A 19897-nucleotide genomic window follows, 5' to 3' on the forward strand; every position below is an offset into this window, starting at 1 on the left:
ATGTGTCTCAAAATCGTCGGATGGTCGAGGAGATGGAGAGCCATATCGTGCGCGCGAGCGATGGTTTTGAGAACGCACGTGAGCCCGCGGACGGCAGCCGGGTGCTGACGATCCGCAATCTGTCGGTCGAGATCCGCCGGGGCGACCGGATCGTCCACCCGGTCTCGGGCGTCAGTCTGGCGCTCGATCGCGGGGAGACCCTGGGGATCGTCGGGGAGACCGGATCCGGCAAGTCCATGACCGGCCTGGCCGTGATGGGCATGCTGCCGGCCGGTGGCCGGGTGACCGGCGGCTCGATCGACTTCGGCGGTACGGAGCTCGTCGGACTCCCCGCGGACCGGTACCGGGCCCTCCGTGGCAACGACATCGCGATGGTGTTCCAGGATTCGATGACGGCCTTGAACCCCACCCGCCGCATCGGCGAACAGGTCGCCGAACCGGTGCGGTTGCACCAGGGCGCGTCGAAGCAGGCCGCGCGCGCACGTGCCGCGGAGCTGCTCGACCTGGTCGGGATACCGAAGCCCCTTGAGCGGTTGGACGACCATCCGCACCAGCTCTCGGGCGGCATGCGGCAACGCGTGATGATCGCGATGGCACTGGCGTGCGAGCCGCGGGTCGTCATCGCGGACGAGCCGACCACCGCGCTCGACGTCTCCATCCAGGCGGAGATCCTCGATCTCCTGGACGACCTCAGGTCCCGGCTGGGCATGTCGATGATCCTCATCACCCACGACATGGGAGTGATCGCCCGGCACGCCGACCGGGTGGGCGTGATGTACGCCGGGCGCGTGGCCGAGACCGGGCCGACACCAGCTCTTTTCAGCCATACCCGGCACCGCTACACCCATGCGCTGCTGTCCTCGATCCCCTCGCTCACCCAGGACCGGCGCGAGCAGCTCTTCAGCATTCCCGGCACACCGCCCGATCTGGCCGCCTCCCCCGCGGGCTGTCCTTTCGCACCACGCTGCGCGGCCGCGACGGACCGCTGCCACGAGGAGCGGCCGCCGCTCTCGGTGGAGGAGGACGGGCACACCCACGCGTGCTGGCACCCGGTCGCCACGGCAGCAGTCCGTACCGGCTCAGGGGCATCGGCCGTCGCACGGCCCGCCGTCTCCCCCGAGGCCCCTGCCGCACGCGAGACGACGCCGCGGCTGCGGGTCGTCGATCTCCGACTTGAGTACCCGGTGGGCGGACGGGGCCTCCTCGGGCGGCGGCGCACGGTCAAGGCGGTCTCCGGAGTGAGCTTCGACGTGGCGCCCGGTGAGACGTTCGGCCTGGTCGGGGAGTCAGGGTGCGGCAAGTCCTCGCTGGGCCGCATGCTCGTGGCCCTGAACCGGCCCACGTCGGGCGAGGTGATCTTCGACGGCGCGTCGGTGACCGGTATGAGTGCCCGCGAACTCGCGCCGCGCCGGGCCCAGTTGCAGATGATGTTCCAGGACTCGAACTCCTCTCTCGACCCCCGGATGCGCATCGGCGCGATCCTGCGCGAGCCCCTCGCGATCCAGGGCATCGGCAGGCGCGCCGCCCGGACCGCCCGGGCCCGCGAGCTCCTCGGGGACGTGGGGCTGCCGCCGGGCGTCCTGGAGCGCTACCCCCACGAACTCTCCGGGGGACAGCGCCAACGGGTGGGGCTGGCCCGCGCGCTGGCCCTGGACCCGAAGGTGCTGGTCGCCGACGAGCCGGTCAGCGCGCTGGACGTCTCCATCCGTTCCCAGGTCCTCAATCTGATGCACCGCGTCCAACGTGAACGCGAACTGAGCAGTGTCGTGATCTCCCACGATCTCGCGGTCGTGCGGTACCTGGCCGACCGCGTCGGAGTCATGTACCTGGGCAAGTTGATGGAGACCGGCACCACCGAGGAGGTGTACGGGTCCACCGCGCACCCGTACACCGCGGGGCTGCTCGCGGCGGTTCCCGAGGCGGACCCCGCCGCGCCGCGCCCCCGGTCGGGCACGCGCGTGCGCGGCGAACTGCCCAGTCCCATCGATCCGCCCAGCGGCTGCCGTTTCCGCACCCGATGTCCACTGGCGACCGAGGTGTGCGCGGCGACGGAGCCCGCCCTCGCGACCCTCACCGGCACGCACAAGGTCGCCTGCCACCACCCCCTGCGCTCGCCGGCCGCACAGCCCGAGGAGCTCTCCGCACGATGAACCGTCACTCACCATTCCCCTGCACGTCAGGGACCCCACTGATCTCCCGGAGAGGAGATGGTCACGCATGAGCTGGTACGTGGTCCGACGGCTGGCGATCTCCTTCGTCGTCCTGCTGGGCATCTCCGCGGTGGTGTTCTTCATGCTGCACGTGGTCTCGGACGACCCGGGCCGCGTGGTCCTGGGACAGCGCGCATCCCCCCAGGCCGTGGCCGACTTCAACCGGGAGCACGGGTTCGACCGGCCGCTCGTCGAGCAGTACCTCAGCTATCTGGGCCAGCTCGCCCACGGTGACCTGGGCAGGTCCTACAAGCTCAACGAGAACGTGGGGGCGGTACTGCAGCAGAACGCCGGCCGCAGCGCGATGCTGTCGCTCGCCGGCCTGGTCCTCGCGCTGCTGATCGCCGTCCCGCTCGGCATCCTCCAGGCGGTCCGCCGCAACAGTCTCGTCGACCGCGCCACCACGGCGGCCTCCTATGTGCTCTACGCGACTCCGTCGTTCCTGCTGGGCCTGATCCTGATCGCCGTGTTCAGCCAGTCCCTGCCGTTCTTCCCTGCCGAGGCGTCCCAGTCGCACTCCTCGTGGGTGGTCCTCACCGATCCCCGCGCCATGGCCCTGCCCGTCATCACGCTCGCCATCACCAGCGTCGCGATCTTCTCCCAGTACCAGCGCTCGTCGGCTCTCGACCAGCTCGGCCAGGACTACATCCGGGTCGCCCGGGCCAAAGGGCTCCCGGAGCGGAGCGTCCTGACGCGCCACCTGCTGCGCAACGCCTGTCTGCCGCTGATCACGCTGGTCGGCACGCTCATCCCCAGCCTCCTGGCAGGCAACCTGATCGTCGAGTCGCTCTTCAACTACCCCGGCCTCGGCCTGCTGTTCCTCAACAGCCTGCAGCACGAGGACTACCCGGTGCTCCTCGCCTACACCCTGATCGGCGGCGCCCTCACCGTGGCCGGCAACTTCGTCGCCGACATCGCGGTCGCCGCCGCCGACAGACGAATCGAGTTGAACAAATGACCTCACGACACACGGACACAGCGGGGGCCCTGGAGGCGGACGCCACGGCGCCGTCGGCAGCCGACCCGGTCGAACCGGCCGACGTGCGCGAGCGGTTCACTCTGAAACCGGCGCTGCGCGCACTGCGGCACCACCCGCTGGGCCTCGCCGGCGGACTGCTTCTGATACTCGTCGTCGGGTTCTGTTTCCTCGGCCCCCTGCTCTACCAGACCAACCAGACCGATGTGGATCTGGTGAACGCGGCTCTGCCGCCCAGCACCGAGCATCCGCTCGGGACGGACCTCAACGGGTTCGACGTGCTCGGCCGCCTCATGGCGGGCGGCAGGGTGTCCTTGCAGATCGGGCTGCTCGCCGCGCTGTTCGCCACCACGATCGGTACGGTCTACGGCGCCGTCGCCGGACTCGCCGGCGGGGTCGTCGACGGGTTCCTGATGCGGGTGGTCGACACCCTGCTGTCGGTCCCCTTCCTCTTCTTCGTCCTGATCCTCTCGGTGCGCTTCCACCCGAACGCCGTGTCGCTGAGCCTGGTCATCGGCGGGTTCTCCTGGCTGGTCTCCGCCCGGCTCGTCCGCGGCGAGGTCCTGACCCTGCGGGTACGGGAGTTCGTGCTGGCGGCCCGGGTGATGGGGGCCTCCCGCCCACGGCTCATCCTCACCCACCTGATTCCGAACGCGCTCAGCGTGATCATCGTCGTCATCACCTTCCAGGTAGCCGACGCGATCCTCGTCGTCGCCGCTCTGGGCTTCCTGGGCTTCGGCCTGACATACCCGACCGCGGACTGGGGCAGCCAGCTCGCCAACGGCGCGACGTTCATCTCCGCCGACTACTGGTGGCTGGTGTATCCCGTCGGCATCTGCGTCATCGTCACGGTGCTGGGGCTCAACCTGCTGGCGGACGCGCTCCGCGACGCGGTCGGTCACCGGGCCGGCTGAGGCCGCTCGCCACAACCGTCACCTCCTCACCCTCTTCCACCACACCTCGCAGGGAGCCATCCATGACACACGTGCCCGGCAAGGCGCGAGGACGCCGCTTCGCGGTGCTCGCCGCCGTGCTCGCCGTACTGGCCACGGCGTGCACCGGCGGCGGCGACCTGGCCAAGGATCTGCAGGGCGGTTACAAGATCCTGCCGAAGGAGTCCGGGAAGCCCAAGGACGGCGGCACGGCCACGGTCGCGCTGACTCCAGGGCTCAGCCCCAACTACATCTATCCGTATCCGCCGGTGTCCGCCAACGGCACCGTCATCGCCCGGGGGCTCCTGTGGCGCTCCCTCTACCGCCCCAGTGGTGAGGGCGACCAGATCGCGGACGCCGCACTGAGCCTGGCAGAGCCGCCCCGCTACAGCACCGACCGCAAGACCGTGAGCATCAAGATGAAGCACTACTCATGGTCCAACGGCAGGCCGGTCACCGCCGACGACGTCGTCTTCTCCCTGGCCCTGCTGAAGGCCGCGCTCAAGGAGAGCCCGGCCAACTGGAGCTTCTACACCCCGGGGCAGTTTCCCGACGGCATCACCGCGAAGGCCACCGCGCCGGACGAGCTCACCCTCAGGTCCACGACCGCGTACAACCCGTCCTACCTGATGTCGATGCTGACCCTGCTGTACGTGATGCCCTCCAAGGAGTGGAACATCGCCCGCACCTCAGGGCCGCACCTGGACTACACGCGGCCGAAGAACGCCAGGGCCATCTACACCTACCTCACCAAGCAGTCGGAGTCCCAGGCCACCTTCGCCGACAACCCGCTCTGGCAGGTGGTCAACGGCCCGTACCGTCTCAAGAGCTTCGACCCCACGACCGGCTCGTTCTCCCTGGTCCCCAACACGTCCTACAGCGGCCCGGGCGGCTCACGGCTCGACCGGGTCGACTTCAAGTCGTTCACCTCCGCCCCGGCGGTCCTCAACCAGTTCAAGGCCGGCAACCTGACCGTCGGAACGCTGGACTCCAGCTTCATCATGCAGATCAACGCGCTGAAGAAGAAGGGCTACCACGTCTACGGCGCCCCGGCGCCCGCCCGGTTCGACCCGCTGGTCCTGAACTTCGAGGACACCACCCACCACTTCGACAAGGTGATCGCGCAGCCGTACGTCCGCCAGGCCCTGCAACACCTGATCGACCAGCAGGGCTACATCAGAAGCCGGGGCGTGTACAACGGTGCCGCCTCCCCCAACTACACCACCGCGGGCAGCGACTCCCCCTACCCGCCCGCGTTCGGCGACAAGGCGCCCTACCCGTACGACCCGGCCGCCGCCAAGAACCTGCTCGCCGACCACGGCTGGAAGGTCGAGCCGGGCGGCACCACCACCTGCCGACGCCCGGGTACCGGGGCCGGCGAGTGCGGGGCGGGCATCCCGCGCGGGCAGACGATCGAGTTCTCCCTCGCCTCCGCGAACACCCCGGCGTACGTCGGCGCCCGGGACACCGCCTTCGCATCGGAGGCCAAGAAGCTGGGCCTCAAGGTCACGCTCGTGAGCAAGTCGCTCAACTACCTGTACACCAACTACGGCAACTCCTTCGCGCCCGCCAACAAGAACAAGTGGGCGGCACAGGACTACGGACCGCTGTACCTGGCGGCCGGATACCCGAGCAGCAACACCGTGTTCAACGCGGAAGGCAGCTTCAATCTCGGCGGGTACCGCGACGCCGAGGCGGACAAGCTGATCGACGCGTCGACGTTCGGAGCGGATTCCAAGGCCCTGTCCGCCGAGGTGACCCACCTCGGCAAGGACCTGCCGGTGCTCTACTTCCCGACTCCGCACACCCTTGTCGTGTGGAAGAACAGCCTCTCCGGGCCGCCGTCGTCGTTCAGCTCACTGCTCAGCTTCCTGTATACGCCGGAACTCTGGTACTTCCACAACTGAATGCCGCGCGCGGGAAGGTGGTGAGCCGTCATGGACACGTTCCACGACAGGTCTGCGGTCATGGCTGCGCTGCGTCAACTGATCGGCGGAGCACGGGTGGTGGCGCTCGGCGAGGGCGCGCACAACATCACGGAGTTCTACGGGCTCAGGGACCTGCTGTTCCGGTTCCTGGTCCGGGAGTGCGGGTTCACCGGGCTGGTCCTGGAGTCCGGTTTCGCCGAGGGGCTGGCCGTCGACGAGTGGATCGACGGCGGGCCGGGACGGGTCGGGACCGTCGCCCGGGACGGCGTCACCTACCGCTTCGGCGAGTGCGAGCCGATGCGGAGGCAACTGCGCTGGATGCGCCGGCACAACTCCGGCGGGTCGGCGAAGGTCGCCTTCTACGGAATGGACCTGCCCGGCTCGTCCACCTCCCCCGGCCCGGCGGTCCGTGCCTGCCTCGACCGGCTGCCCGCACACCCGGGCGACGAGGAGTTGCTGCGGCTGAGCGATCTGGGCGACCGGTCGCAGGCGGCGGTCCGTTACGCGGCGATGTCCTCCTCGGACCGTGCCCGGCTGCTCGACGGCCTTCGCGAACTGGCCGAGCGCGCACTCCGCTCCCGCCGGCACAGCGGCCCGGACGACGAGGACGCCGAGATCGCCCTGTGGTGCGCGGCCTCGCTCGAAGCCTTCGTCGCCGAGGCCGACGAGGACGGGACCTCCCCGGAGGGTCCCTATCCGCGGGAGGCGTTCATGGCACGCAGCGTGGAGTGGATCCTGCGCCGGGAGCGGCGCATCGTGGTGAGCGCCCACAACGCACACGTCCGCCGTACACCGCTGCACGGTCGGCCGACGCTGGGCGGTCTGCTCTCCTCCGAGCTGGGAGCGGACCTCGTCGTCATCGGGATGACGTACGGCTCCGGGCCCGAAGTCACCTTCACCCAGCGGTCGTCGCGTCCGTTCGACTGCGACGTCACGCTCGGGGCGCGGACCCTGACGCCGGAGTCCGTCGAATCGCGGCTCGACCGTCTCGGCCCGGAGGTGACCCTCCTCGATCCGCGCCGCGCGCCCGCCGGGTTCTTCGACGGCGTCGAGGGGACGCTCGCCGGTGGGGAGCTCGACCCCGTCGACGACTTCCCGGCCGCCTACGACGCACTGCTCCACGTCCGGCAGGTGAACCGGATCCCCGGGGCGTTCGAGCGGCTGCGTGCCGAGTTCGCCGCGGCCGCGCGAGCGGGCTTCGAGGCGGCCCCGGATGCAGATGCACCAGCAGATCAGTCCATGCGTCCCGCAGACCTTGACGGTCTCCGGGACACCGAGGAGTCGGAGTCACAGTGAACAGCAGCCCTCCGCCGTATCCGCCCGCGCGGACCGTCGACGCCTTCGAGGACGTCGCGGGCGTCCGGGTGCCGGACCCGTACCGGTGGCTGGAGCCGGAGACCGACGAGGTACGGCGGTGGCAGCGCCGGCAGGCCGAACTCGCCACTTCGACCGCCTACGACGGGCAGGACCCTGCGGCCGTACGGAAGCTGATCGAGACCTACGATGCCGGGTCCCGCCCGGCACTGCCGAGGTTCGCGGCGGGCCGCTGGTTCCGCGCCGTGACCGCACCCGGTGCGGCGGCGCCCGGCGTGGTCGTCGCCGACCGGCCGTTCGGCGCGGGCCGACCGGTGGTCGACCTGACCGCGTTCGGCGACGGGCAGAACCCCGCGTTCCTGTCGTGGCTCGCGCCGTCGCCGAACGGTCGCGTCCTGGCCCTGGGCGTCTGCACCGACGGCAGCGAGCACAACACGGTCCGGCTCATCGAGGTGGACTCGGGGCGCGTACTGGACGGCGCGCCGCGGCAGGTCCTGCACAGCGCGTGGGCCGGTGGCGTGTCGTGGCTGCCCGACAGCAGCGGCTTCTTCTTCCTCGCCCTGACCGGTTCGCCGCATGAGTTCCGGCAGGCCGTGTACCGTCACCGGCTCGCCACGCGGGACAGCGCGGGCAGCACCGCGGTGGAACCGGTCCCGGTCGGTGAGGGCTCCCGGGAGTACACACTCGTGCAGTTCTCGGCCGACGGCCGCTGGGCCGTCGCAAGTCACCGGGTGGGCAGTCCTGTTCCGGTCGCCGTACGCGATCTGTCCCGGCCCGACACCCCCTGGCGTCCCTTCGTCACCGACTGCGCCGGGACCGTCGCCGGACACATCGTCGGCGACCGCTACATCGCGGTGACCGATGTAGCGGCACCACGCGGGCGCGTGGTTGCGCTCCCGCTGGACGCCGCCGACCCCAACGACCCGGCCTCGTGGACGGAGTTGGTGCCGGAGGGCGAGACGGTGCTGCGGTCCTTGTCTCCGGTCGGTGACCATCTGTACCTCAGTGAGTTCGACCAGACGTGCGCCCGGGTACGGATCCTCGACCGCTCCGGCGCCGTCACCGGGGAGGTTCCGCTGCCCGGGCAGGGGGCGCTCTCCGCACCGTTCTTCGCCCTGACCGGCCTGGCCGTGGGCTCTCCCCCGGACGACTTCGTCTTCGCCTTCTCCACCCCGACCAGCTCCTGGGGCGTCTATCGGCACCGTCCGGGAGAGGCGGACATCGAGACGCTGTCGGCCCCGGCGGTCACCCTCGACGCCGACGTGACGTTCGAGCGGGCCGTCGCACTCGACGGCGTGGAGATCCCTTACCACGTGGTGCGACCGGCGGGCAGCGACCCGACGCAGCCCGCGCCCACGCTGATCTCCGCGTACGGAGCGGCGAACGTGCCTCTGCTGCCGCAGTACCAGCCCGAGATGGCCGCCTTCGTCGCGGCCGGCGGCGTGCTCGTACAGGCGCATCTGCGCGGGGGCGGCGAGTTCGGCCGCGACTGGTACCTGGCCGCGCACCGGGAACGCAAGCACGTGCGCGACCGCGACCTCATCGCCGTCGCCGAGCACCTCATCGCCACAGGGCTCACCACACCCGAGCGGCTCGCGCTGACCGGAGGCTCCGACGGCGGCCTCATGTGCGGGGTCGCCCTCACGACGCGCCCCGAGCTGTGGTGTGCCGTGCTGCCGATGGCGCCGCTCCTCGACCTCATCGGGGGCACCCGCGATCCCTATCTGGACTTCGTCATCCGCAAGGCGTGGGCGGATCCGGACGATCCTGCGGAAGTACGGCGGCTGTTGCGGCTCTCGCCCTACCAGTTGGTCGGGCCCGGCGTCTTCCCGGCGGTCTATCTTCAGGCCGGGGCGACCGATCCGCGGTGTCCTCCCTGGCATGCGCGCAAGTTCGCCGCCCGCCTGCAGGCGGCACAGGAAGGGGACGCGCCGATCCTCCTGCACGTCTTCGACAACGCCGGGCATGGCGCGGCGACGTCGTACGAGGTCGCGACCGCACAGGACGCCGAGTGGCTGGCCTTTCTGATCAGGACACTCGGTCTGGGCCGTCAGGAAGCTTCCGGATGAGCGGGCGGGACGGCCTGTCCGCTCATCCGCCGTCCGGGGCGGACCTGAGCGACATCAGGTGCAGCTGCAGCATGGCCGAGAGACGTGCGGACGGATCATTGAGGTCGATCCGGCCGACCTCCGCCGCGCGCCGAAGCCGGTAGCGGAACGTGTTGGGGTGCACGAACATCGCGGCGGCGGCCGTGGCGACATCGCCGAAGGCGTCGAGCCAACTCCGCAGGGTCTCGGCCAGGTTGGTCTCGTGGATCTCGTCGTAGGCGATGACACGTGCGACGACGCCGCTGGGCAGGTCCCCGCGCGGGACGAGGTCGGCGAGCTCCAGCAGCAGTGCCTCGACGTGGACGTCGTCCAGGCGGGCGACCGGCTGCCCGGCGGTTCCCGACCGCAGGACGCGCGACGCCCGCTCGGCTCCGGTACGCGACCGGGCCAGCGCCGCACTGTCCTCGGCGTACGGCCCTACGCCGATCACGGGGCGCAGCCGGGAGCCCACGCGGGCCAGGAACTCGGTGGCGATGCGGGCCGCCCGTTCCTCGGCGTCGTGCCGGTTCTGCGGAAGAAGGGGCAGGATGCCGTACGCGATGTCGCCGATCAGCGCCGCGGTGGCGCGCGGGTGCACCGCGGCCAGATGCATGGCGAACGCGTCGGCGAGGCGTTTGCGTTCGGTGGCGGTACGGGCGGGCAGCCGGTGTTCGTTCGCCGCGTCGACGACGGTGAGTGCGAGAACGACGGCGGGCTCGTCCTTCAGGCCGAGGCGGCGGATCGCCTCGGGTGATCCAGGGCCGCTCTCCAGTGCGGTGGCCAGCAGCTCCGCGCGCTGCCGCCTTTCCATGTCCGCGTCCGCGCGCTGCCACACCATGTGCATCGCGACCAGCTTGGATGCCTCGTAGAGCGCTTCGCTGCGGTCCTCGCTCAGCGGCTCGGCGACGACCACCCAGATCGCGCCGAGGATCTCGTCCCCGGCGCGCACGGCGATCGCCGCGCGCGGCAGTTCGGGCGGCTGTGTCGTGTCGCCCGACCCGGGGAGGGACGCGACGAAGACGGGACGGTCGCTGCGGTAGATCGCCTGGAACACCCCGCGTTCCTCAAGGATGCGCGTGTAGTGCTCGGGGACCTGCCGGCCCAGGATCGTCTGGACCCGCGAGGTGTCGATGTCCTCCTGCCGGCTGGAGAAAGCCAGCAGGCGCGAGTTGCGGTCCTCGATGGTGACGGGCGCGTCCAGCAGCGCGGCAATCGCGTTGGCGACCGCGAAGAGGTCACCGGACTCGATCCGGCCGGCCGTGTGACCATCCATGTCGTGCCGGTTGCTGTCGGTCGTCAGCGTCCGGAGCATCCCCGCCAGGTGCGTCCAGGAGGCGCCGCGGGCGAAGGAGAGCACGGCCACGCCCGACGCCTCGGCCGCGTCGGTCAGCGCCTCGTCGGCGGTGAGGGGCGCGCGTACCACCAGGGCGGCGGCGCCGCGCTGCCCCAGGCGGGTGACGACTCGGGCGATGTCGGAGAGGTCGTGCAGGGCTACGCCCAGTACCAGTGCGTTGTCCGGGAGTTCCGGCTCGTCGAGTGGGTCGTGGATGACGACGCCGCCGATGCCGTCGGCACGTTCCACGTCACCGCAGACCACGTCGAGCAGGGTGGAACCGAGTTCCTCCAGGACACGCGCGAGGCTCGCTCGCGGAAGGCTGGTCACGGGAATGAGCACGGGGCCGAAACTAGCCCGGCCCACCGGCATCGGAATTGGTCGCGCATGACGTAATGATGCCAGCCCGTTCGTCCACACGGACGAACGGGCCGGCGCGGTGAGGGCCTCAGGGGACGGGCACCCAGGTCGTCGAGTCCGTCACCTCGTCCAGAATCTCCGGGACGGGGGTGACGCCGAGGCCCGGCCCGGTCGGCACGGCGAGATGTCCGTCCACGAGGTGGAACGGTGCGGTGATGTCGGTCCGGTAGTAGCGGTCGGAGGCCGAGGTGTCGCCGGGCAGCACGAACCCGGGCAGTGCGGCAAGCGCCACGTTGGCGGCGCGGCCCAGTCCCGTCTCGAGCATGCCGCCGCACCAGACGGGGATGCCGTGCGCCGCGCAGACGTCGTGGATCCGCCGCGCCTCCAGATAGCCGCCGACGCGGCCCGGCTTGATGTTGACCACGTGGCAGGCGCCGAGCGCGAGCGCGTCGGCGGCGGCGCGGGCGGAGACGATCGACTCGTCGAGGCAGATCGGGGTGGTGATGCGCTTCGCGAGTTCCGCGTGGCCGAGGAGGTCGTCCTCCGCGAGAGGCTGCTCCAGCATCAGGAGGGCGAACGGGTCGAGCCGGGCCAGATGGCGGGCGTCGCCGCGGCGATAGGCGGCGTTGGCGTCCACCTGCAGCAGGATGTCGCCGAACCGTTCGCGGACGGCGCGCACCGGCTCGATGTCCCAGCCGGGTTCGATCTTCAGCTTGATCCGCAGATAGCCGGCGTCCAGATATCCGGCGACGGCGTCGAGGAGCGCGGGGATCGACTCCGTGATCCCCACCGACACCCCGCACGGCACTCTGTCGCGGACCGCGCCGAGGGCGTGTGCGAGGGGCACTCCCCGGGCCCGCAGGTCCGCGTCCAGCACCGCCGTCTCCAGGGCGGCCTTGGCCATGCGGTGCCCCTTGAACGCGGCCAGAGCCGGGGCGACCCGGTGGGCGTCGAGGTCGGCCACCCCGGCGAGCGCCGGGACCAGGAAGCGGCTGAGGACGTCCGCGGCGGCATGCGTGTACTGCGACGAGTACTGAGGAGCGGTGCCCGCGCCGCACTCGCCCCAGCCCTCGGCCTCGTCGGTGACGACGCGCACCAGAAGGGCCTCCCGCACGGTCTCGGTGCCGAACGAGGTGCGGAACGGGGATACGAGGGGTGCCTTGATGGTGCGCAGTTCGACTCCGGTGACCTTCACGCTGTCTCCTGTGACGCTTCGTTGTGGTGTGTTCCGTGCCGGTACGTGCCGCCGGCAACCTGCGTCGGGCATCCGCGGTCCACGACGTACCAGCCCGCCGGGTCGAAGCCGCGCACCCGCGCGCCGTCGGCGAGCAGTCCGCCCAGCACGTCCCGTACCGCCGTGCGCCAGCTCACGGCGCACGCCGGGTCGCTCTCGCGCAGTGCCTCGATGTCTTCGGGTACGGCCACCAGTACGGTGCCTGCGTTGCCGCCGGTGCGCCCCACCGACGGCGCGCCCGTGGCGGAGACTCCGAGGGCGACGCTCGCTCCGCGCGACCGGGCGACTTCCGCGTCGGCCGGTCTGGGCCGCCCGGCGCAGACCGACGCGGCGTCCGGAGACGCCAGACGCCACCGCACCAGGATCCGGTCGCTGTCGTCGCTGCGGTTGATCCCGTCGTCGATGGGGCCGTAGAAGTCCGGCAGGTACTCGGCAGGCTCGGCAGCCAGCTTGGCGATGTTGAAGTACGCGTTGCGGCGCACCAAGGGGTCGTACGTCCAGCAGATCTCGCCCACACCCCGCGCCAGCGTCCAGGCCCGCTGGTGCAGTTTCAGGGCGAATCCGACGTTGCGCCGCCGCACGTGGGGCAGCACCCCTGCGATGTGGCTGTGCAGGGCCGCGCGCGCCGGCGGGGAGAAGAACCCGAAGCAGGAGCCGACCAGTTCGTCCCCCACGAAGGCGCCGCTGACGTAACTGCCCGCCTTCGCCAGCGCACGCAGCAGGTCGGCGGTCACCACCGGACTGTTCTCGCCGGTGCGCCAGATCTGCTCGTACAGGCGCCGAGCGGCCTCAAGCTCACTGACACTGTCCAGGGAACGGATGTCGATGCCCGCGACGCGCGCGGCGGTCTCAGCCGCGGCGTACGCGGCGTCGACGGGCGGGGATTCGGTGCGGTCGCGCAGGAGATCGGTCACGCAGGTCATGGTTTCAACCCCGTTCTTCGCGCAGCTGGTTCGAGGGCACAGGATGCGGGCTCCCGCTTCGTCCGGGCGGACAGCCGTCCTGCGGTGCCAGGAGGTCGGCCACCAACGCGGTGAGCAGTCGGGTCCGCCGCGGCAGCTCCGCGACGAGCAGATGTTCGTCGTCGGCATGCGCGCCGCCGCCCACCGCTCCCAGGCCGTCGAGGGTGGGGGTGCCGACTCCCGCGGCGAGATTTCCGTCGGAGGCGCCGCCGACGGCCACCTGTGTGAGCGGGCCGAGCCCGAGGTCCGTCGCGAGCCGGCAGGCCCGCGCAAAAAGATCCTTCGATGCGGCGGCCTGCAAGGGCGGCCGGTTCGGACCACCTGTGACCTCCACGGCTGCGCCGGCCAGCCGGGCCCGCAGCTCGCGCATCGCTCGGTCCACCCGGTGCTGCTCTGCCGCGTCCCGTATGCGGACGTCGACGTCGAAGCGTGCCGAGGCGGGGACGGTGTTGCTCGTGGTGCCCGCCTCCAGGCGGGTCGGCGTGACAGTCGTCCCGTGTGCCGCATCGCCCAGTGCGGCCACGGCCAGGATCTGGTGAGCGGCCTCGATCGTCGCGTTCACGCCACGCTCCGGCTCAAGGCCGGAGTGGGCGGCACGTCCTCGAACCAGCACCTCGTAGCGCGACACCCCTTTTCGTTCCGTCTTCAGTGCCCCACCCGGTCCGGCGGCCTCCAGTACGAGGGCGGCAGCGTGGGAGCGGGCCTCGCCCTCGATGAGCTCCCGGGACGAGGGCGAACCCGGCTCCTCGTCACCGGTGATGAGAAGGGTGACACCGTCCAGGGGATGCGCGGCCCCGGGTCCGGACACACTCGTCCGTGCCCCCGTGCCGATCAGGTCCGCCAAGGCGTGGAACGCCATCACCAGGCCGGCCTTCATGTCGAAGCAACCGGGTCCGCGCAGCACTCCGTCGCGAACCTCGAACGGATGGCTCTTCAACGACCCGACCGGCCACACCGTGTCGTGATGCCCGATGAGCAGCACGCGCGGGGTCCGGCCGAAGCGCCACCGCACATGCGTGCATCCGTCGATGACTACCCGCTCCGCCTCGGCCCCGAGGTGACCGGCGCCGATCCGGGCCACCAGCTCGGCGCTGCGGGCGACCGCGGCCAGGTCGTCCGAGGGGGACTCGCAGCGCACCAGCCGCTCGACGTCTGCGATCATCGCGGCCGCACGCTCTCGTTCCCGGCTCTCCGGCCGGGCACCCTCCTCCTGCCCAGTGGTTCGATTCACCACGGCGCGGTGTTCTGTCACGGCGGACACCTCCAGTCGACGCATCTGCCCAGCATCGTGAGTTGCGCCGCGGTGGGATCTGTCCGGTCGGCCAATATCGATGTGCTCGATTGGGGTGGGGCGATGAACCGGGCCTCCGGTGCAGTGACCCGGCTCAGGCCGTACCGCCCCTTGCCGCGGGGACGGCAAACCGTCCGACCTGCGGTCCAAAGCTCCTGACGACTCATCAGAATGAGCGTCAAGATGCCTCGGAGAGCGTCATTTCAGCGCCACGACATCGCCGGTAACCCCCACGGCGCACATACCGCACACCACCCGAACCTGCAGGTCAGACACAGTGTGACCGCTCCCGAGAAGCGACCTGCATGTACCCGGAGCGTCAAACGAGCGTCACGGCCGAGACGGGTCGGCCCTGGTCGACGGGTGTCGACGGCAGTCCCGCACACGGCCGGAAACAAGGACGGCAGATGTGTGGAATCACCGGTCGGTGCTCACCCCCGGGCGCCGGCCACCGTCGAAGCGTGCCCGCACTGCGGGGTCGTCAAGCAGTCGGCACGGGTGGCTCGGTGCGTACAGACGTGTCCTCGTGACGCAGTGGCTCGCCGCAGGTACGGGACCCGGGGCTGCGTCCGGTAGAAAACACCCGCACGAAGATGCCTTCCTCACCCACCACCCATCGTCGTCCACGACGTCGTCTGCCGCGGCGTCGACCTGCAGCCTCCGGCCACACTCACGGTGGCCGGCTCTGGCTTGCGAACCTGTTCGCCGAGCCGACCAACCTCGACGGTCGCCGGCCTGGAGCATTTCAGCGGTGCCCAGTTGCACGTGAGCCGGAACGCGGGTGCCCGGGCCCACCGGCACGCGTGGGCATGCCTCCCGGCACCGCTGCCGTACGACTCGCCTCGAAAGAGCTGAAAGACGAGAGCGAGAGCGAGGGGAGTGCCCCCAGGGGGTCGACAACCCGGCGTCTCTGCTCCGGGAGCTCATCGAGCTGGGCTGATGACGCGGCACACCGACACTGCGATCGACCTGCCCGACGCCTACCGCCTGGCCTTCGGCATCAAACGCGCGGCAGCGTCCCCGCCGGCCGACGGCTCCGCGGAGACGTACCACGGGACGTGGTGAGTCCCTTGCGCCACAGGGCGATCTCTTCCCCCACAGGGGGGCGGGCCCGCGGTCTACCAGGGGTGATTACGAGGCTTGCGCAGCCTGAATCCATTGCGGCTCTTCACCCGAGGACGGCTTCAGCCACGGGCGGAGCTCACCCCCTCGTCCGGCACCGACTCGTACACGAAGCGCGCATCCAACGCCGCCAGCGGAGCGGACAGCTCCGCTTGGGCCTCATCGGTCAGTGTGCCCATGGCAATCTGCAGCTGATCACATGCATCCAGATCATTGATGTAAGCGCTGATCGGGTATTGCCCCGGTAGTTGCCAGTCGGACTCCATCCTGTGCACAAGGTTTTCCCAGGACGAGAACAGATTCTTGAAAGAATAGACCGGATACCCCGTACAGTCGCCCCGATGCGATAAATGAGGCGATCAATTCAGCGGCACCCACGGTCACTCTCTAATTTTTCGATGAGTGTTTTGATTTTATCCGCCCGGCTTCTTGGACAGAGGGGGCTTGTCCTGCCGGATTTCACGAGCGGCTCACGAGAAGAGTGATGTTTCGGTGATAGACACTTCTGGAAATACCTGCAATCTGAGCTCTCCTGCGGTGTCTCTAGTTTCGAATTCCACGACGAGTTGAGTCGCGCCGCCTCCCTCCTGGACACGGAGTAGAATCGCTCCTTCTCTGAACAGATTCAACTTGACCTTGCCGAGTGGTGTGCACCAGCGTACATTTACCGACTGTCCGACCGCGTCGTACGACAATGTCAAGTCTTCGCCTGTGACATCAACGAGATTTACGGTCCTCTGAGTCTCACCAGTGATCTCTGGCTCGACCCCCAATGCGTTGACGATTTCCTGGGGGTCAGGTGTGACGAATTCAGATGGCAACGAATTTTCTCCTGGATTTCGCGCGCGATTACCTGATCGAACCGCAAGTGGTCGACGGATCTCTCAACTACGGAATATTATCGTCGATAGCCTGTACCCACCATCGGGCATGATCTGCCAGGTGCTCTCCACACCGAGCATTCCATGTGGGCCATATAGGACAGATTTCGTTTTACCGAAATTCCCCCATTCGTTGGTGAAATGTTCTGAGAATCCATTGCCGGTTGCCTCCTTCAAGTGTTCGGTCACGAATTGACGAGAGGCCGGGGTGTCATGGAACCCTATACTCTTGAGTTGATTGGCATTTTGTATCGCCCTCGGAGTGTTGTGAGGATCCGGCTTCACGTCCTTATTGAACAGGTAATCCAACTTTCTCGGGTTGACTTCGGGGCAGGGGGCAAGTCCAAAAGGATCTGCCCCTGTGTGAGGATTTTCGACGTAGGCACCCGAGTTGGGTGACGGTGCGATACCCAGAGGGTCGACAGAGAGGTATCGGGCGGTTTCCGGGTCGTAGTGGCGGTGAAAGTTGTAGTGGAGGCCGGTTTCCGGATCGAAGTACTGGCCGGGGAAGCGAAGCGGTGTGTAGGCGATGCTGGTGGCGGACCAGGTGGTGGTGCCCCACAAGGTGCTGCGGGTATACCAGGCAAGACTGCCCGACTCGTCGATGAGCTCGGTCGGGGTGCCGATGAGATCGGTGACTACGGCGAAGAATCGCTCGTCGATGGTGTCTTGCAGGGCGCTGGCCGAGAGGATGCGTTCCGTCTGGGTGAGGGGGCGGAGCCCGTCGTGGTCCCAGGTGAGGGCAACCGGGTTGGCCAGAGCTTCGGCGGAGGTTATCTGTTCGCACAGAGTGGTTCCGTCCCAGGTGAATGAGACTTCCTCTATCACTGCGTCGCCTTGGGCTTGCAGACGTTGCTTGGCCATGCGGCGGCCGAGAGGGTCGTAGAGATAACGCCAGTGCGCCCCGTCGGGAGTGGTGACCGAAGTGAGTCGGTCCTCGGAGTCCCAGGTGTAGCGCCAGGTTTCCGGTGCTCGAGAGAGGCGGGTCTTCTGACGGAGGACAATCCGGCCCTGGGCGTCGTGCTCGTAGCGGACGCGGCCGGCGCGGGTGAGCCGTGTGCCTGTGTAGGTACGTTCGCCCGTGGCCTCGTGACCGGGGTGACCTACAGGCCACGCTGCCTGTGTCTGGTTGCCCGCCTGGTCATAAGCGTAGGTCTCGGTCCAGTGCGTGCCGTCGACCGCGGTCACCCGGCCGATGGCGTCCAGCTCGAAGTGGCGGGTTCCGGAAACGCTGTCGTGGATTCCGATGAGGTTGCCGTCTGCGCGGTAGGTGTAGGCGCGGTGCTTCAGGCTCTGCCCCCGGGCCCATACCTGCTCGCTGGCGAGACGGCCCGCCGTGTCGAATTCGTGGGTGAGGCTGATCGACTGCCCGATGTGCCGGGCGCTCTCCTGTCCGGCGGCGTTCCGTGTGAACGCAACGGTTCGGCCGGAACTGCTGAGGCTGCTGCACCGCCCGGCAGCATCGTAGTCCGAGGTGCTTGTCATGCCGGATGGGGTTGTTCGGGAAATCCGTCGCCCCAACGTGTCATAGCCGTAAGTCAGTGTGCGTCCGTTTACGGTCTCGGACCTGAGCCTCCCGTGCCGGTCGTGCAGGCGGGTGAGGGCCGCGTCAGGGCCGACGGCGCAGGCTAGTTGGTCGAAGATGTCGTATTCGAAGGTGGTGACCTCGCCGTCCGCATGCTTGCGCAGCAGTTGTCCGATTTCGTTGCGCTCGTAACGGATGCTCTGGCCGAGCCCATTGGTGCGAGTGGTCAGGCGTCCGGCCTCGTCGTGACCATATGCGAGTGTGCGGCCGTCGAAGTCGGTCTCCGCTGTGAGACGACCGTTGGGATCGTAGGTGTAACTCCATTTCAAGCCGTGCGGGTTGCTTACCTCAGTCAGTCGCAGATTGGTGTCGTGGGTGAAGTCGTAGCGAGCTCCGTCCGGGCCTGTGCGTGCTGCAAGGAGGTCGAAGTCGGTGTACTCGAAACGGCTGACCGTACCCATGGCATTGGTATGGGACAGGCAATTGCCTTCGCCGTCATGCGTCCAGGATTCCTCGCTGCCGTCCGGCTCGGTACGCCGAGCCAGACGACCCTCGACTGTCCATTGGTATCGGCTGGTTGTGCCGAGGGCATCGGTGACAGCAACCGGTCGGCCGAAGGCGTCCCGTTCGAAGCGAGTCGTCGAGCCCAGTGGATCGGTAGTCCCGGTGGGCAGACCAGCTCTGTCGTACCGTGCCTCGGAATGATGCCCGAGGGCGTCCGTCACAGATATGACGTTCCCGGCCTCGTCGTACGTGTAGGTCGTTGTCGCGCCGGAGGCATCGGTGACCGACGTGCGGTTGCCTCGCTCGTCGTAGGTCTGCCGGGTGATCGTCCCGTCCGCGCGCTTGATTCGCACCGGTAGGCCGAGGGCGTTGTAGTCGGCGGTCAGTTCCCGCCCGTCCGGGCGGACTACCGAGGTGGGGCAGCCGTGCTCGTCGTATGTGGAGCGGCTGACATGCCCCAGTGGGTCCGTGACGGACAGGAGCCGGTGGTAGCGGTCGTACTCGAAGCGGGTGACGGCCCCCAGAGCGTCGATTTCAGCTACCACTTGGGAGCGGTCGTTGATCACGTATCGCTTGGTGTAGCCGAGGCCGTCGGTCATGGACGTCATGCGCAGGCGGGTGGCGGGGTCGGTGTCGTCCCAGGTGAAGTGGGCTTCGAGGTGTCCGTTGGTGCCGGTCTGGTACACGCAGCGGTCGTGCTCGTCGTAGACGTACTCGTACCGGCTGCCGTTGGTGTCCGTCCACGACGTGATGCGGCCCAGCTCGTCGCAGCCGAAGCGCAAGGGCTTGCCTGAGGAGTTGGTGACAGCGGTGAGGTGGCCGTCGGTGTAGCCGTAGCGGAGGATCTCCTGGTCGGTACCGTCCGGTGCGGCGCCTGCCAGGTGCAGGGCGGTAACCCTGCCTTCGTTCGTGGTGAGCTTCAGGTGGTAGCCGCCGTGGTGCACGATCGACGTCGGGGCACCTGTCTCGTCGTACTCGAAGGTGATCCAGCGGCCGTTGCGGTCGTCGATCTGAGCCAGGAGCGCCAGCTCCCCCTTGAGGTGGTCGACGAAGTGCCGGACCCTGCCGGTTTCCGGGTCGGTGACGGTGTAGCCGTCGTCCACCCGGTCCAGGGGCCAGCGCCGGCCGTACGTGGGCATGACGGGAACGCCTGGCGCGGGATGCGGATAGGCCAGCAGGCTGCCCTCGTCGCAGCTGAACACCACGCCTTCCGCGTCGATCTCCAGGCGCTGGTCGAC

The 19897-nt window shown here is 68.9% G+C and carries 13 protein-coding genes; 7 read left to right on the forward strand and 6 right to left on the reverse strand.

Annotated elements, in window-relative coordinates:
• Window positions 1-32 precede the first annotated feature (32 nt).
• The 6 genes from ACIOMQ_RS11900 to ACIOMQ_RS11925 all read left to right on the forward strand — a co-directional run bounded on the left by ACIOMQ_RS11900 (window position 33) and on the right by ACIOMQ_RS11925 (window position 9429).
• Window positions 33-2150 carry an ABC transporter ATP-binding protein gene (locus ACIOMQ_RS11900; RefSeq protein ID WP_362202087.1) on the forward strand — a complete coding sequence of 706 codons (2118 nt, stop codon included), beginning with the start codon at window positions 33-35 and terminating at the stop codon, window positions 2148-2150.
• 67 nt (window positions 2151-2217) lie between these two features.
• Complete coding sequence (locus ACIOMQ_RS11905) at window positions 2218-3168, forward strand: ABC transporter permease (RefSeq protein ID WP_362202090.1); 951 nt, start codon at window positions 2218-2220, stop codon at window positions 3166-3168.
• A complete protein-coding gene (locus ACIOMQ_RS11910; protein ID WP_401263580.1) occupies window positions 3165-4100 on the forward strand; it encodes an ABC transporter permease in 936 nt (311 codons plus the stop codon). Before ACIOMQ_RS11905 ends, ACIOMQ_RS11910 begins: the two co-directional genes overlap by 4 nt.
• A gap of 62 nt (window positions 4101-4162) precedes the next feature.
• Window positions 4163-6025, forward strand: a complete 1863-nt coding sequence (locus tag ACIOMQ_RS11915) for an ABC transporter substrate-binding protein (RefSeq protein WP_402188813.1) — start codon at window positions 4163-4165, stop codon at window positions 6023-6025.
• Between the two features lie 30 nt (window positions 6026-6055).
• Window positions 6056-7342 carry an erythromycin esterase family protein gene (locus tag ACIOMQ_RS11920; protein ID WP_401263578.1) on the forward strand — a complete coding sequence of 429 codons (1287 nt, stop codon included), beginning with the start codon at window positions 6056-6058 and terminating at the stop codon, window positions 7340-7342.
• Window positions 7339-9429 carry a prolyl oligopeptidase family serine peptidase gene (locus ACIOMQ_RS11925; protein ID WP_362202102.1) on the forward strand — a complete coding sequence of 697 codons (2091 nt, stop codon included), beginning with the start codon at window positions 7339-7341 and terminating at the stop codon, window positions 9427-9429. The genes ACIOMQ_RS11920 and ACIOMQ_RS11925 overlap by 4 nt, the downstream gene beginning before the upstream one ends.
• A gap of 22 nt (window positions 9430-9451) precedes the next feature.
• Here ACIOMQ_RS11925 and ACIOMQ_RS11930 read toward each other — a convergent pair whose 3' ends face one another.
• The 4 genes from ACIOMQ_RS11930 to ACIOMQ_RS11945 form a co-directional block, all read right to left on the reverse strand.
• Entirely contained in the window at window positions 9452-11122 is a 1671-nt protein-coding gene (locus ACIOMQ_RS11930; RefSeq protein ID WP_362202105.1) for a helix-turn-helix domain-containing protein, read from the reverse strand.
• 106 nt (window positions 11123-11228) lie between these two features.
• Window positions 11229-12335 carry an o-succinylbenzoate synthase gene (gene menC / locus ACIOMQ_RS11935; protein WP_362202108.1) on the reverse strand — a complete coding sequence of 369 codons (1107 nt, stop codon included), beginning with the start codon at window positions 12333-12335 and terminating at the stop codon, window positions 11229-11231.
• The gene (locus ACIOMQ_RS11940) at window positions 12332-13288 is read right to left on the reverse strand and encodes a GNAT family N-acetyltransferase (protein WP_401263577.1); all 957 of its coding nucleotides are present in this window, start codon (window positions 13286-13288) and stop codon (window positions 12332-12334) included. The genes menC and ACIOMQ_RS11940 overlap by 4 nt, the downstream gene beginning before the upstream one ends.
• A 13-nt stretch (window positions 13289-13301) precedes the next feature.
• Window positions 13302-14498: a M20 family metallopeptidase gene (locus ACIOMQ_RS11945; RefSeq protein WP_401986683.1), complete on the reverse strand. Its 1197-nt coding sequence runs from the start codon at window positions 14496-14498 to the stop codon at window positions 13302-13304.
• A 1068-nt stretch (window positions 14499-15566) separates the two neighbouring features.
• Here ACIOMQ_RS11945 and ACIOMQ_RS11950 point away from each other — a divergent pair.
• Window positions 15567-15692 (forward strand): hypothetical protein, encoded by a 126-nt coding sequence (locus tag ACIOMQ_RS11950; RefSeq protein ID WP_401936168.1) that lies wholly within the window; start codon window positions 15567-15569, stop codon window positions 15690-15692.
• A gap of 119 nt (window positions 15693-15811) precedes the next feature.
• On the opposite strand, the gene ACIOMQ_RS11955 is transcribed toward ACIOMQ_RS11950, so the two are convergent.
• Both ACIOMQ_RS11955 and ACIOMQ_RS11960 read right to left on the reverse strand, forming a co-directional pair.
• Window positions 15812-16015: a hypothetical protein gene (locus tag ACIOMQ_RS11955; RefSeq protein ID WP_401936165.1), complete on the reverse strand. Its 204-nt coding sequence runs from the start codon at window positions 16013-16015 to the stop codon at window positions 15812-15814.
• A 618-nt stretch (window positions 16016-16633) separates the two neighbouring features.
• On the reverse strand, window positions 16634-19897 hold a 3264-nt coding region (locus tag ACIOMQ_RS11960), incomplete at its 5' end, for an RHS repeat-associated core domain-containing protein (protein ID WP_402188816.1).

Source organism: Streptomyces sp. NPDC087845, assembly GCF_044742755.1.
Classification (GTDB): Bacteria; Actinomycetota; Actinomycetes; order Streptomycetales; family Streptomycetaceae; genus Streptomyces.

Excerpts from the sequence above, each read along its gene's own strand:
- ACIOMQ_RS11900 (WP_362202087.1), top strand. The coding sequence starts at position 33 with ATGGAGAGCCATATCGTGCGCGCGAGCGATGGTTTTGAGAACGCACGT.
- ACIOMQ_RS11905 (WP_362202090.1), top strand. The coding sequence starts at position 2,218 with ATGAGCTGGTACGTGGTCCGACGGCTGGCGATCTCCTTCGTCGTCCTG.
- ACIOMQ_RS11910 (WP_401263580.1), top strand. The coding sequence starts at position 3,165 with ATGACCTCACGACACACGGACACAGCGGGGGCCCTGGAGGCGGACGCC.
- ACIOMQ_RS11915 (WP_402188813.1), top strand. The coding sequence starts at position 4,163 with ATGACACACGTGCCCGGCAAGGCGCGAGGACGCCGCTTCGCGGTGCTC.
- ACIOMQ_RS11920 (WP_401263578.1), top strand. The coding sequence starts at position 6,056 with ATGGACACGTTCCACGACAGGTCTGCGGTCATGGCTGCGCTGCGTCAA.
- ACIOMQ_RS11945 (WP_401986683.1), bottom strand. The coding sequence starts at position 14,498 with ATGATCGCAGACGTCGAGCGGCTGGTGCGCTGCGAGTCCCCCTCGGAC.
- ACIOMQ_RS11950 (WP_401936168.1), top strand. The coding sequence starts at position 15,567 with ATGACGCGGCACACCGACACTGCGATCGACCTGCCCGACGCCTACCGC.
- ACIOMQ_RS11955 (WP_401936165.1), bottom strand. The coding sequence starts at position 16,015 with ATGGAGTCCGACTGGCAACTACCGGGGCAATACCCGATCAGCGCTTAC.